At 63.7% G+C, this 14,837-nt stretch carries 8 protein-coding genes; all 8 read left to right on the top strand.

The genetic code is table 11. The annotated features are described in order from the left end of the window. Positions 1-18: 18 nt before the first annotated feature. The 8 genes from E5675_RS14285 to E5675_RS14250 all read left to right on the top strand — a co-directional run bounded on the left by E5675_RS14285 (position 19) and on the right by E5675_RS14250 (position 14,833). Positions 19-846, top strand: a complete 828-nt coding sequence (locus E5675_RS14285) for a class I mannose-6-phosphate isomerase (RefSeq protein WP_136175100.1) — start codon at positions 19-21, stop codon at positions 844-846. Further along, positions 843-2,102, top strand: a complete 1,260-nt coding sequence (locus E5675_RS14280) for a sugar MFS transporter (RefSeq protein ID WP_136175099.1) — start codon at positions 843-845, stop codon at positions 2,100-2,102. Before E5675_RS14285 ends, E5675_RS14280 begins: the two co-directional genes overlap by 4 nt. 99 nt (positions 2,103-2,201) lie before the next feature. Beyond that, positions 2,202-4,493 carry a GH92 family glycosyl hydrolase gene (locus E5675_RS14275; RefSeq protein WP_168707869.1) on the top strand — a complete coding sequence of 764 codons (2,292 nt, stop codon included), beginning with the start codon at positions 2,202-2,204 and terminating at the stop codon, positions 4,491-4,493. 99 nt (positions 4,494-4,592) lie between these two features. Further along, a complete protein-coding gene (locus tag E5675_RS14270) occupies positions 4,593-6,554 on the top strand; it encodes a sugar-binding domain-containing protein (RefSeq protein ID WP_210727536.1) in 1,962 nt (653 codons plus the stop codon). A gap of 292 nt (positions 6,555-6,846) precedes the next feature. After that, positions 6,847-9,843: a TonB-dependent receptor gene (locus E5675_RS14265; RefSeq protein ID WP_247594892.1), complete on the top strand. Its 2,997-nt coding sequence runs from the start codon at positions 6,847-6,849 to the stop codon at positions 9,841-9,843. Positions 9,844-9,963: 120 nt separating this feature from the next. Continuing rightward, positions 9,964-11,037 carry a glycoside hydrolase family 43 protein gene (locus E5675_RS14260; protein ID WP_247594631.1) on the top strand — a complete coding sequence of 358 codons (1,074 nt, stop codon included), beginning with the start codon at positions 9,964-9,966 and terminating at the stop codon, positions 11,035-11,037. Between the two features lie 14 nt (positions 11,038-11,051). Continuing rightward, positions 11,052-13,376 (top strand): GH92 family glycosyl hydrolase, encoded by a 2,325-nt coding sequence (locus E5675_RS14255; protein WP_136176497.1) that lies wholly within the window; start codon positions 11,052-11,054, stop codon positions 13,374-13,376. Between the two features lie 14 nt (positions 13,377-13,390). Beyond that, complete coding sequence (locus E5675_RS14250) at positions 13,391-14,833, top strand: glycoside hydrolase family 125 protein (RefSeq protein WP_136175096.1); 1,443 nt, start codon at positions 13,391-13,393, stop codon at positions 14,831-14,833. The last annotated feature ends 4 nt before the right edge of the window (positions 14,834-14,837 follow it).

The raw sequence follows: 14,837 nt of genomic DNA, 5'->3' as shown, positions 1-14,837 counted from the left end.
CAATGAAGGAGGGGATTGGTGCCAGCGACCTTGCTTGCGACTCACCGGGTGGAAAAGCCCTGGGGGCGGCGCGAATTGCGGGCTCCGTTTTGCGATTCGCCTGCGAGCGGCGAGCCGGTGGGCGAAATATGGTTCCAGGCGCCCGGCGATGCGGCGCCCGACCTGCTGATCAAATATCTGTTCACCAGCGAAAAACTGTCGGTGCAGGTCCACCCCGACGACGCGCAGGCGCATGCCCGCGGATTGCCGCGCGGCAAGGACGAATGCTGGCTGGTCCTTGGCGCCGAGCCCGGCGCGACCATTGCGCTCGGGACGAAGGCGCCCGTCGACGGGGAGAGGTTGCGCGCGGCCGCGCTCGACAGCAGCATCGAACAATTGCTCGACTGGAAACCCGTCAAGGCGGGCGATTTCTTCTACGTCCCCTCGGGCACCGTCCATGCGATTGGGGCCGGTCTGACGCTGATCGAGGTGCAGCAGAACAGCGAAACAACCTATCGGCTCTACGATTACGGTCGTCCGCGCGAGCTGCATCTCGATGACGGCGTCGCGGTTGCCGACCCGCGGCCCTATACAGCTTATCCCTCGCCGGGCCGCGTCGACGACGACCGCGAGATTCTGGTCGATGGTCCGAAGTTCGTGCTCGAACGGCTCGCGGGCGGGGCACGGACGATCGCGCTCCCCGATGGCATCACCGCGTGGTTGATCCCGGTGGCCGGAAACGGGCTGGCTGACGGCGTGGCTTTCGCAGCGGGCGAATGTCTCACGCTCACCGGCACGGTGCAGATCGCGGCCGACGCGGGCGCCGACCTGTTGCTGGCCTATCCGGGAGAGGGGCGCCTGCCATGACCGCTGGCCGCTCGGGCACGGGCTGGACCTTCGCCTATGTCACCATGCTTTTCTTCGTCTGGGGCGCGGTCACTGCGGTCAACGATATCCTGATCCCCGCGGTGAAGGCGATCTTCGCGCTCAGCGATACCGAAAGTTTCCTTACCCAATTCGCCTTTTTCATGGCCTATGGCGTCGTCTCGCTGCCCGCGGCGGCGCTGATGGGGCGGCTCGGCGCGGCCAATTCGATCATTGTGGCATTGGCGACAATGATCGTCGGCTGCCTGATCATGCCGCTCGCGACCGTGGTGCGCGAATATGCGATGGTGCTCGTTGGCCTGTTCGTGATCGCCTCGGGCATCACGCTGCTGCAGGTTGCTGCCAATCCGGTTTCGGCCTCGCTCGGCCGCCCCGAACGCTCGCATTTCCGGCTGGTTTTGAGCCAAGCGTTCAATTCGCTCGGCACCGTCGTCGCGCCCTATCTCGCCGCGCGGACGCTGCTCCAGGGCGGACTGTTCGAGGATGGGCCGGTGACCGAGGCGAAGATCGCCTATTCGCTCGGCCGGATCGACGTCGCCTATGTCTTCATCGCGGCGGTGATCGCGGTGCTCGCGGTCTTCCTCTATCGCGTCCGGCACGAGATCGCCGCCGCCGCGCCGCCGCCCGAAAAGAGCGCGCGCATCACGAGCGCCTTTGCCTCACCCTGGGCGCTTGCGGGGGCGCTGTCGATCTTCCTCTATGTCGGCGCCGAGGTCGCGATCGGCAGCGCAATGGTCAATTTCCTCGAACAGCCCGACGTATTCGCGATCAGCGCGGTCGAGGCGGGCAGCTTCGTCAGCCTTTATTGGCTCGGCGCGATGATCGGCCGCTTTATCGGTTCGGGCCTCCTCTACAAACTACCCGCGGGACCGCTGCTCGCGGTGGCGGCGGTCGCCGCGGCGCTGCTCTGCCTGACGATCAGCCAGATCAGCGGGCCCGCAGCGGGCGTGCTCGCCATCTCGGTCGGGCTGTTCAACTCGATCATGTTCCCCGTGATCTTCTCGCTGACGATCGAGCGTTCGACCGCGCCCGCGTCGGCGACCTCAGGGCTGCTCTGCATGGCGATCGTCGGCGGCGCGCTCGTGCCGCTCGCCTTCGCGCAGGTCGCCGACGCCAGCGGCAGCCGCTTCCTCGCCTTTCTGGTGCCGATGGCCTGCTACCTCGTCATCGCGCTGTTCGGCTGGTTCGCGGCGCGCGCGCCGGCGCGAAACGGAGTGCTGCAAAGCGCGCCTCACTGAGGCGCAATCAACGAAAGATTGTCAGGGAAGAGGGTCGCAATGAAAAAATACGGGGTTTCGAGCGGTTGGCAGCGTCGTCTGCAAAGGATCGGGAGCGTCATGGCGTCGTCGGCCGCGATACTGGCCTTTTCGTCCGCAACGGCGCAGTCGCCGGTCGATCTCGCCAACCCGCTCGTCGGCACCGCGCCGCTCGACGATCCGGCGGTGATCGGCAATGCGCCGCCGCCGGGCGAGCCTGTCTATTCGGGGCAGACGTCGCCGGGGGCGCGCCTGCCGCACGGCTCGGTCGAGGCAGCGCCGGTCAATAACAATATCGAACTTCTCTATCCGAACGGCGTCCCCGTTCCCTATTATTACACCAACCCGACGATGATCGGCTTCACCGGCGGCGGCGGCTCGACCTATGGCGGCGGCGCCGAGCCAATCATCATGCCCGTGGTCGGCGATTGGTCGCCGCCGCCCGCCTACAGCCAGTCCTGGTACGACAAGTCGCGCGAGAAAGCGTCGCCGGGTTATTATTCGGTCTATCTCGACACCTTCCGCACGCAGGTCGAACTGACCGCGACGCGCTGGGCGAGCGTGATGCGCTTTACCTTCCCCGAAAGCCAGCGGTCCAACATCATCGTCAACCTGCCGCGCCACGGCGGCTCGGTCGAGGTCGTTGGCGACCGCGTCATACGCGGCATATCGAAGGACAAGCGCAGCACCGACGGCGCCTATTTCGTCGCCGAATTCTCGAAGCCCTTCGCGGCGCTCGGTACCTTTCGCAAATCGCCCGGCGACAATGAAGGCTGGGGCATCGGCACCAGCGACGTGCAGCCCGGTGGGCGCGAGATGACGGGCAGCTATGCCGGCAGCTACGTGACCTTCAAAACGACGGCAGGCGAGCAGGTGCTGATGAAGATCGCGCACGGCACCAGCTATGAACAGGCGGCCGAGCGGCTCGCCGCCGAAGTGCCGGGCTGGGATTTCGACGGTGTTCACAAGGCGGCGCGCGACACCTGGGCGCAGCTCTTGAACCGCGTCCGCGTGACGGGCGGCACCGACAAGCAGCGGAAGCTCTTTTACTCGACGCTGTTCCAGTCCTTCGCCTCGCCGCGTCTGATCGCGCAGAAGGGCGAGAAATTCGCCGACACCAACGGCAAGGTCCAGACCGCGACGCACGACCGCTACGGCCCGGTTCCCTTCTGGGACACGGGGCGCAACCAGATCGTGCTGCTCGAACTGATGGAGCCCGAGGCGGTCCAGAATATCATGGCCTCCGAACTCGCGATGGCGCGCGAGAAGGGCTATATGAACACCTCCTTCCACGGCGACAATGCGGTGTTCCTCTTCCTCGGCGCGTGGGAACGCGGCATCGAATTCGACTACGAAGCCGCCTATGAATATTTGCGCAAGAATGCGACCGATCCGAAGGGACCGCGCGGCTATCTCGCCGAATATATGAAGCAGGGCTGGATTTCGGACATCGTGCCCGATCACAATCCCAGCCCGCCCTATGCCGGCGGCAAGGCGGGCGCCGACAAGACGCTCGAATATGCTTGGGACGATTATGCGCTCGCGCTCTACGCGAAGAAGCTCGGCAAGGATGCCGACTACCGGATGTTCCTGAAGCGCGCGAGCAATTACGCCAATGTCTTCGACAAATCGATCGGGTTCATGCGCGGGCGCACCGCCGACGGCAAATGGATCGCACCCTTCGATCCACAGGAGCCCTATTATAACTTCATGATGAAGGAGGCATCGGGCTGGTCGACTTTGTGGCTCGTCCCGCACGATGTGCAGGGATTGGTCGGCCTGCTCGGCGGACGCGACGCGTTCAACGCCAAGCTCGACGAATTTTTCACCAAACCCTATAATCCGACGGGCATCTGTCGCGACTGCACGGGCGTGATCGGTCAATATGTCCACGGCAATCAGCCCGACCAGCAGGCCCCCTATTATTACAATTGGAGCGGGCAGCCGTGGAAGACTCAGGCGCTCGTCCGCAAAATCCTCGAAAAAACCTACGCCAGCGACGCCGCGGGTTACGGCTATCCGGGGATGGACGACCAGGGCGCCACCTCGTCCTGGTACGCGCTTTCGGCGCTTGGCTTCTATCCGGTCGATCCGTCGAGCCAGGATTATATCATCGGCAGCCCGCTGTTCGACGACGCCAGCCTCGACATGGGCAATGGCAAGACGCTGCGCATCGTCGCGAAGAATAATTCGGACGCGAATATGTACATCCAGTCGGCGACGCTCGACGGCAAGCCGTGGAACAAGCCGTGGTTCCGCCACGACGATGTCAAGGACGGCGCGACCTTCGTTTTCACCATGGGCCCCAAGCCCAACAAGGCGTGGGGTGCCGCGCCCGGCGCCGCCCCTCCTTCGATGTCTCGAAAACGTTGATTAAACGAGCCCCTCGCCCCCGTGTCCTCCGCGGGGGCGCGAGCCCGGGATCCGCCTTCCCCCTTGGGTCCCGGGCTCCCCTCTTCAACAGGAGATACCATGCGCAGCCTTCCGATCACCGCATCGCTTCTTGTCCTCGCGCCGCTCGCGGCGCAGGCCCAAACCGCCGAAGCGCCCGCCACGGCGCCCGCGGGCGACGCCGTCTACAACGGCGAGCTCATGACGCGCTGGGGCAAGGAGGTGACGCCCGAAAACGCGTGGCGCCTCTATCCGCGCCCGCAGATGGTGCGCGAGCGCTGGGTCAACCTCAACGGCCTGTGGGATTATGCGATCGCCCCCAAGGCGGCCGACCAGCCGCAGGCGATGGACGGGAAGATTCTCGTGCCCTTCCCGGTTGAATCAAAGCTCTCACGCGTCGCGCGCAAAGTCACGCCCGATGACCGCGTCTGGTATCGCCGCAGCTTCACCGTCCCCGCCGACTGGCGCGGCGAGAATGTCATGCTCAACTTCGGCGCGGTCGATTATGAGACGACGGTGCACGTCAACGGCTCGGTCGTCGGCTCGCACAAGGGCGGTTTCGACGCTTTCGGTTTCGACATCACCCCCTATCTGAAGGACGGCGCGAACGAACTCGTCGTCGAGGTGCTCGACCCGACGAGCGCGGGGACGCAGCCGCGCGGCAAGCAGATCCTCGACCCCGCCGGCATCTGGTACACTGCGGTCAGCGGTATCTGGCAGACGGTGTGGATCGAGCCGGTACCGAAGCTTCACATTGCCGAAGTGCGCGCCACGCCCGACATCGATCGCGGCACCGTCGACGTCGCGGTGGCATTGAGCGGCTGGGCGAACGATACCGACGCGGTGCGGCTGACCGCGAGCGCGGGTGGCAAAGCGATCGCCTCGACGATCATCCGCGCCAACCGGCGGGCGACGCTGGCGATCCCGAACGCGCATCTCTGGTCGCCCGATGATCCGCATCTTTATGACCTCAAGGCCGAACTGGTGACGATCGCGGACCCTTATGCGGGCGAGGCCGAGCGCGACCGCAAGGCCTACGACTCGCGCTTCACTGACCATGAAAGCCGCGTCTATGCGAAGGCGCAGGTCCAGGGCGCGCCGCGCGACAGCGTTGCCGCCTATTTCGCGATGCGCAAAGTGTCGATCGGACCCGGCCGCGTCGCGGGGCAGCCCGCGATCCTGCTCAACAACAAGCCGCTCTTTCAGCACGGCACGCTCGATCAGGGCTGGTGGCCCGACGGGCTTTACACGCCGCCGTCGGAAGAGGCGATGAAGAGCGACATCGTCTTCCTGAAGAAGGCAGGGTTCAACATGCTGAGGAAGCATATCAAGGTCGAACCCGCGCGCTATTATCACGACGCCGACCGGCTCGGCATGCTGATTTGGCAGGACATGCCTTCGGGAGGGGGCGAGGACCAGTATCTCGCGGGAACGAGCCAGTATCAGGCGATCTTCCCGTCCGAGACGCTCGCCGAGCAGCAGAAGCAATTGTCCGAGATGGTCGGCGAGCTCCGCGCCTTTCCGTCGATCGTCACCTGGGTCGTCAATAACGAGGGGTGGGGCCAATATGATTCGGCGACGCTCGCGCACTTCGTAAAGGGGCTCGATCCCTCGCGGCTGGTCAATGCCAATTCGGGCTGGGTCGACGTCGCGCCGGGCGTATCGGAAATGCTCGACATCCACACCTATGAAGACGTGCCACGGACGCCGCCGCTCCAGACGAACCGCGCGGTGGTGCTTGGCGAATATGGCGGCGTCGGCTTCCCCGTGCCGGGCCATATCTGGAAGCCGGGTAAGGACAATTGGAGCTATCAGGTCGCGAAGGACGAGAAGGAATATCTCGTTCGCTTCCGCCGCAAGATGGAGAGCGTGATCCGCCAGGCGAAGGAAAATGGCCTCAGCGCTTCGGTCTACACCCAGACCACCGACGTCGAGGACGAGATCAACGGGCTTTTGACCTACGACCGCGCGGTGCCGAAAGCGCCGGCGGAGGCGCTGGCGGACATCGCCGCGCCGCTGTGGACGACTCCGGCGCCCGACTGACGGGCGACGAGCGAAGAGCGAGACGGCATCCGCCATCCCGGGCCGGGGATGGCGGATGTCGAGTCGTGGGGCAGCCTATCCGGCGGCAAGAAACCACGAAAAATTGCGGATTTTTGATGGGTTGGCAACGGTTCATCGCGTCTCGCTCCCGGCTTGAAAAATTTATTTTGACAAATTGTTTTTTATATTCTGATAGAGGCTCAACGGGTCGGACGATCCGCGGCTCGGTGACCTTGAGGGCGCCGGATAACAAGCGGGGGCGAACAGCCCCTCGAACAGGGAGGTCGATGTGATGAAGGCAGGACAAATCCATTCAGCGAAGACGAATCGGCGTGCGGCGTTGGTGCGCGAGCTGATGCTGAGCGCGGGCGCGATGGCCGCATTATGTGGTGCGGGGCAGGCGCATGCACAGGCAGCCCCCGAAGCGCCGCCCGCGGACGACGCGGCAGCGGAGGCACCCGGCGACGCGATCGTCGTCACCGGCTATCGCCAGTCTATCGAACAGAGCCTTGAGCAGAAGCGCGAAGCCAATTCGCTGATCGAAGTCATCACCGCCGAGGATATCGGCAAATTCCCCGACAAGAATGTCGCCGATGCGCTGCAGCGCGTCCCCGGCGTGATCATCACCCGCGACGGCGGCGAGGGCAGCCGCGTCAGCATCCGCGGCCTCCAGTCGGATCTGACGCTCACGCTGCTCAACGGCAATTTCATCGCGGGCGCCGACAGCGGCGATCCGTCGCGCTCGTTCAACTATGTCCTGCTGCCGTCGAACTTCATCGCCAGCACCGAAGTCTATAAATCGGCCGAAGCGCGGCTCGAGGAAGGCGGCGTCGGCGGTACGGTGATTCTCAACACCCGCCGTCCGTTCGACCTCCCGGCCTGGTCGGGCTTCGTCTCGGCCGAAGGCACCTATTCGGACACCACCAAGAAATTCGATCCACAAATCGCCGGCCAGATTTCGTGGAAGGACCCCGAAGAACGGCTCGGCTTCCTCGTCGGCGCGACCTATCAGGAACGCTCGAACCGCGAACTGCGCGGCTCGACCGAAACCTGGCGCTGGTGGAGCGATCGCGATGACGACGGCAACATCCTGACCCCGGCGACCGACGTCAACGGCAATCCGTTCGAAAATGACGACGCGATCTCCTATTGGCCAGGCGAGGGCGTGACCGCGCAGGACGGCACGCATTATTCGGGTCATTGGGCGCCGCAGTCGGTCAACGCCGAAGTCTTCTCGCAGCATCGCAAGCGCCTCGGTATCCAGGCGACCGCGCAGATGCGGCCGTTCGACAATCTGACCGTCACCGCCAATTATTTCCGCTTCGACTATAGCAGCAATTTCCAGAGCAATGTGCTGAAGATCCCCGAATGGGGTTACGGCAACTTCTTCACCGGCCCGACTTTCGACGAGAGCGGCACGATCTTCCAGTCGGCCAATTTCCAGGTGCCTGCGGCGGGAACTGGCTGCCTTGTCAATACGCCGCCCTGCACGATGGAAACGCCGCAGATCGCGGGGACTTACAGCCGCGAAAAGCAGGTTTCGAACACGTTCGAGACCGAGGTCGCGTGGAACACCGATAATTTCGACGCTGTGGCGAAGTTCGGCAAGACGCGCGCGACCGGCGGCCCGTCGATGCGCTTCGGCGTCGCCGCCAAGCCGCGCCTGACGGTGACGGGCGAGGAGCAGAACGGCAACTTTCTGAGCTTTTGGGATTTCACCGGCGGCAATCTCAACATGGAATTCTCGCCCGAGCTGCAGGAGAATATCAAGAACGGCATCGCCCAGATCGACGTCGGCTCGACCGGATCGGGCTTCACCAACAGCGCGATTTCGCAGCGTTACGCCCAGCTCGATCTCGTCCGCCGCTTCGACAGCTTTTTGAGCGCCTTCCGCGTCGGCGGCAAATGGCGCGAGATGAGCATTCACCGCGAAACCGGCCGCAACGAATGGTATGCCGACCCGGCGACCAAGCGGCGCTATCAGGACACGCCCGAGGGCGCGGTCGCGCGGCCCGAATATTTCTATGACAATCCGATCGGCAACATCGCCGGCGGGTTCGATGCGAACCTGTTCCCGGGCATCAATTTCGAAAATTATCTCGACTATATCAACGACACCTATGGTCCGTCGGTGCGCGTGCCCGAGCCGAACAACACCTATGACCTCAAGGAAAAGGTGTTCGCCGGCTATGTGCAGGCCGATTTTGAAAGCGGCCCGCTGCGCGGCAATATCGGCCTGCGCGTTGCGCACACCAAACAGTCGGGCGTGACCTCGGATCGCCTGCAATATCTCAACGATTATTGCGTCGACGGTCCCGGCGGCCCGTTCGACCCCGATGTGCCGCTCGGCCCCGACGGCAATTGCCAGGTGCGGCCGCTCGACGAGCGCGAGGAGATCGTCAACACGCGCATCGATCAGTCGAAGAGCTACACCGACTGGCTCCCCAGCCTGAACGTCGTCTATGAAGTCGTGCCCGACGTCGTCGTCCGCGGCGCGGTCGCAAAGGTGATCTCGCGTCCCTCGTTCAACGATCTGGGGTCGCAGCGTTCGCTGACTTATCGTTCGGCCGCCTACGCTTTCGACCGCGGCCAGTTCGGTGAATTCGAAGGCTGGTCGGGCAGCGGCGGTAACGCCGACCTCCAGCCCTTCTCGGCGTGGCAGTACGACCTTGGCGTCGAATGGTATTTCGACCGCGGCTCGGTGCTCGGCGTTGGCCTGTTCCGCAAGGACGTGTCCGACTTCGTCGTCCCGCTCGTGCTCGACGTGACGCGCGAAGTGAATGGCGAACAGGTGCTGATCCAGCCCTATTCGACCGTCGCCAACGGGTCGAACGCCCGGTCGCAGGGCGTCGAAGTCTATGCCCAGCATACGCTCGACTTCGGCCTCGGCGCGCAGGTGAACTTCACCTATAACGACACGTCGGTCGCCGACATTACGCTCGATGGCGAGACGGTCGGCAAGTCGGCGCTCGTCGGCAGCGCGAAGACGCAGGTCAACGCTTCGGTCTTCTATGAAACCGACAAGTTCCTCGTCCGCGCCTCGTATAACCGCCGCGGCGAAGTCGTCGGCGGGCTCGCCTCGGGCCTTAACGTCTACACCGACCCCTATGAACAGGTCGACATCAACGCGTCGTACGAGCTGATGGACGGCCTGATGCTCACCGCCTCGGTCATCAACCTGACAAAGTCGGAAGAGCGTCAGCACCTCGGCAACGACACCAAGGCGCGCTTCGTCCGCAGCAACTATTTCGGCCGCCGCGCTTACGTCGGCGTTTCGTACAAGTTCTGATGGGGCGCATAGCCCAGCTCTCCCCCTCGGGTGGCTCCGCAAGGAGCCACCCGCCTCTTTCGGGGCGAGCTGGAAAATGCTTCGGTGGTTCGTAACGCGAAAATGGGGGAGGGACGCGAAGTGCGTGTCGGGTTGAAATCGCTGCTTCTGGGCATGGCACTGCTGACGGGCGGTCCAGCCGCGGCGGAGAATCCGATCGTCCCCGGCTGGTACGCCGATCCCGAAATCCGCGTCTTCGGCGATCGTTACTGGATTTATCCGACCTATTCGGACCATGGCGAGACACCCGATCTGTCCGAGCATTTCAACGAGCAGCAGAAAAAGCTGCGCGAACAGAAGACGGTCCGGCCCTCCTATCATTTCCAGACCTTCTTCAACGTCTTTTCATCGCCCGATCTCGTTCACTGGACAAAGCATGACCACGCCCTCGACATCGAGAATGTGGCGTGGGCCGCCTATGCCGTGTGGGCGCCGTCGGCGATCGAGAAGGACGGAAAATATTATCTCTTCTTCGGCGCCAACGACATCCAGTCGGACGATCAGCTCGGCGGCATCGGTGTCGCGGTCAGCGACCGGCCCGAAGGACCGTTCAAGGACGCGATCGGCAAGCCGCTGATCGATGCCTTCCACAATGGCGCGCAGCCGATCGACCAGTTCGTCTTCCGCGACGACGACGGGCAGCATTATCTCTATTATGGCGGCTGGAAGCATTGCAATGTCGTCCGGCTGGGCGACGACCTGACCTCGATCGTCCCCTTCTCCGACGGCACGACCTTCAAGGAAATCACGCCCCCCGGCTATGTCGAGGGCTCGTTCATGGTGAAGCGAAAGGGCGTCTATTATCTGATGTGGTCGGAAGGCGGCTGGACCGGTCCCGACTATTCGGTCGCCTATGCGATGGGTCCGTCGCCGACCGGGCCGTTCAAGCCGATGGGCAAGATTCTTCAGCAGGATTTCAAGATCGCGCGCGGCGCGGGCCATCATTCGGTGGTCAATGTGCCCGGCACCGACGACTGGTACATCGCCTATCACCGCCGCCCGCTCGATGAGGATTCGGGCGAGCGGCGCCAGCTCGCGATCGACCGCATGATCTTCAACGCCGACGGCACGATCGCGCCGGTAAAAATGACGAACGAGGGCGTCGCCGCGCGCCCGCTGCCGGCCCGAGAGGCGAACAGGGGAGAGACGAAGTGAAGACGATCCGCCAGATGATGCTGGGCGCCGCCGCAAGCGCGCTCGTGCTGACCAGTGTCAGCGCGCCCGCGGCGCTCGCACAATCGACCGCCAGCCAGGTCGCGCTCGTCGATTACGTCAACCCGCTGATGGGCACCGATTCGAGCTATCGCCTGTCCTACGGCAACACCTATCCCGCGGTCGCGGTGCCCTTCGGTATGAACAGCTGGACCCCCGTGACCGGCGAGCCCGGCAGCGGCTGGGGCTATACCTATGATGGCGAGAAGATCAGCGGCATCAAGCAGACGCACCAGCCGAGCCCGTGGATGAACGACTATGCCGCCTTCGCGCTGATGGCGGAAACCGGGCCGGTGAAGGTCAAGCAGCAGGAACGCGGCAGCTGGTTCAGCCACAAGGCCGAGGTCGCGCGCCCCTATTCGTACAAGGTCTATCTTGCCGACTATGATGTGACCGCGGAGGTCGCGCCGACGATGCGCGCCGCGCAGTTCCGCTTCACCTTCCCCGAAAGCGACGACTCGCACATCCTGCTCGACGGGCTCGCGGGCGGCTCGATGGTCAAGGTCGACGTCAAGAACCGCCGCATCACCGGCTATGTCCGCAACAATCACGGCGGCGTGCCCGACAATTTCCACAATTATTTCGTCGCCGAATTCGACCGCGACTTCACCCTCGCGCGCACCTGGGCAGGCGAAAATGCGCCGACGAACGAGCTCGCGCGCGAAGGCGACCATGTCGGCGCGGTGTTCAGCTTCAAGACGAAGAAGGGCGACAAGGTCCACGTCCGCGTCGCCTCCTCCTTCATCAGCCCCGAACAGGCGCTCCGCAACCTGCGCACCGAAATCGGCAACGACAGCTTCGACACGACGCAGGCCAAGGCGAAGGCGGAGTGGGAGAAGGAACTTTCGCGCATCCGCGTGACCGACCCCGACGCAGAAAAGATCCGCACCTTCTATTCGGCGCTCTACCGGATGCTGCAATTCCCGCGCACCTTCTATGAAAAGGACGCGAACGGAAAGATCGTTCACTACAGCCCGTACGACGGCAAGGTGCACGACGGTTACATGTTCACCGACAACGGTTTCTGGGACACCTGGCGCGCGGTCTTCCCCTTCTTCGCGCTGATGTATCCCGAACGCGACAGCCAGTTCATGCAGGGGCTGGTCAACACCTACAAGCAGGGCGGCTGGCTGCCCGAATGGGCGAGCCCCGGCTATCGCAACGTGATGATCGGCTCGAACTCGGCGAATTTGATCGCCGACGCCTATTACAACGGCGTGCGCGGCTTCGACGTCGAGACGCTTTATGAAGCGATGATCAAGAATGCGACGACGAGCGAGGGCCGCCCGAAGGACAAGGCGGGCAAGGTCATCGCCGCCGTCGGGCGCGAGGGCGCAGAATATTACAACCGCCTCGGCTATGTCCCCTATGACGTCGACATCAACGAAAATGCCGCGCGCACGCTCGAATATGCGACCGCCGACTTCTCGATCGCGCAGCTCGCCAAGCTGCTCGGCAAGGATGCCGATGCGAAGAAATATATGGAGCGCGCGCTCAACTACCAGAAGCTCTACGACAATCAGAGCGGCTGGATCCGCGGCCGCAATCAGGACGGTTCGTGGGCGACGCCGTTCAATCCCTATAAGTGGGGCGACGCCTTCACCGAGGGCAATGCGCTTCACTATAGCTGGGCGGTGATGCAGGACGTCCACGGGCTGATGGAACTGATGGGCGGACGCGAGAAATTCGTCGAGCGGCTCGATGCGATCTTCACCACCCCGCCGATCTTCGACGAAAGCTATTATGGGCAGGTGATCCACGAGATCCGCGAGATGCAGATCGTCGACATGGGCCAATATGCCCATGGCAACCAGCCCATCCAGCACATGCCCTATCTCTATAATTGGGCGGGTGCGCCGTGGAAGACGCAGCATCATGTGCGCGACATCATGGCAAAGCTCTATTCGTCGGCGCCCGACGGCTATCCGGGCGACGAGGATAATGGCCAGACCTCGGCCTGGTATGTCTTCTCGGCATTGGGCTTTTATCCGGTCGCCTCGGCGACGGGCGAATATGCGATCGGCAGCCCGCTGTTCCAGAAAGCCGAGCTGACGATGCCCAATGGCAAGACGCTGACGATCAATGCGAAGAACAACAGTGACGCCAACATCTATCTTCAGTCGGTGGCGCTCGGCGGCAAGCCGCAAACCAGGACCTATTTCACCCACCGCGCGCTGTCTGAGGGCGGAACGGTCGATTTCGTGATGGGTGCCAAGCCCAACAAGCAATGGGGCACCGCCCCTGCCGACGCACCCTTCTCGATCAGCGCGCCTTCCAAATGAATTCGGAGATGAGCATGACCCCTAATCGCCGCGAAATCATGGCCAGCGCCGGCGCGCTCGCGCTCGCCGCGGCGATGCCGGCCGCCGCGCGGGCCGCTGCCGCCCGCAGCTTCGCCAGCAAGCGCCCCGCGCCCGGCGAGCGCGCCTTCACCAGCCCGGCGATCGAGGCCGAGATTTCGCGCGTGAAGGCGAAGATCGCCGACCCCGAACTCGCGTGGCTATTCGAAAATTGCTACCCGAACACGCTCGACACAACGGTCCAGACAGGCACGCTCGACGGCCGCCCCGACACCTTCGTCATCACCGGCGATATCGAGGCGATGTGGCTGCGCGACAGCTCGGCGCAGGTGCAGCCTTATATCCATCTCGTCGCCAAGGATGCCAAGCTCAAGCGGCTGTTCCAGGGGCTGATCCAGCGGCAAGCGCGCTGCATCCTGATCGATCCCTATGCCAACGCCTTCGACAAGGATCCGACCGCGCCGTCGAAGCTCGAATGGTCGCAGACCGACAAGACCGAGATGAAGCCCGGCGTCGCCGAGCGCAAATGGGAAATCGACTCGCTCTGTTATGCGATGCGCCTGTCCCACGAATATTGGACGCGCACCAAGGACAAGGCGCCGTTCGACGACACATGGTCGCGGGCGATGAAGCTCGCGGTCGCGACCTTCCGCGAGCAGCAGCGCAAGGACGGGCCCGGGCCATATAAATTCCAACGCCCCGCGCTCCAGCCGTCGGACAGTCTGATGCTCGGCGGCTATGGCCGACCGACGAAGAAGATCGGGCTGATCCACTCGATGTTCCGCCCGTCGGACGATGCCTGCCTCTATCCCTTCCTGATCCCGTCGAACCTGTTCGCGGTTTCGGTGCTGCGCAAGGTCGCCGCCGTCCACCGCGAAGCGCGCGGCGAGAATGCGGCGGCGACCGATGCCGAGGCGCTCGCCGCCGAGGTCGAGGCGGCGCTGAAAGCGCATGCGCTGATCGACGACGGCAGGGGCGGTCAGGTCTGGGCCTATGAGATCGACGGCTTCGGCAATTATGTTTTCATGGACGACGCCAATGTGCCAAGCCTGTCGGGCCTGCCGCTGATCGATGTCGTCGACAGGAACGACCCGCTGTTCCGCCGCACCGCCGAACTCGCCTGGTCGGACCGCAACCCCTATTTTTTCAAGGGCAAGGCGGCCGAGGGCATCGGCGGCCCGCACATCGGCCTCGACATGATCTGGCCGATGTCGATCATCACCCGGGCGATGAACGCCGACGACGATGCGACGATCCTGCAATGCCTGCGCTGGCTGAAGACGACGCACGGCGGCACCGGCTTCATGCACGAAAGCTTCCACAAGGATGATCCCAAGAATTTCACGCGCAGCTGGTTCGCCTGGGCGAACGCGCTGTTCGGCCAGCTGATCGTCGAAGTCGCCGACAAGCGCCCCGCGCTGCTGTCGCGGCCGCTGTGAGCGG

This window comes from Sphingopyxis sp. PAMC25046, assembly GCF_004795895.1.
In the GTDB taxonomy this organism is placed as follows: Bacteria; Pseudomonadota; Alphaproteobacteria; order Sphingomonadales; family Sphingomonadaceae; genus Sphingopyxis.
The sequence above is the reverse complement of the archived record's forward strand: the minus strand, read 5'-3'. Positions and strand labels throughout refer to the sequence as shown.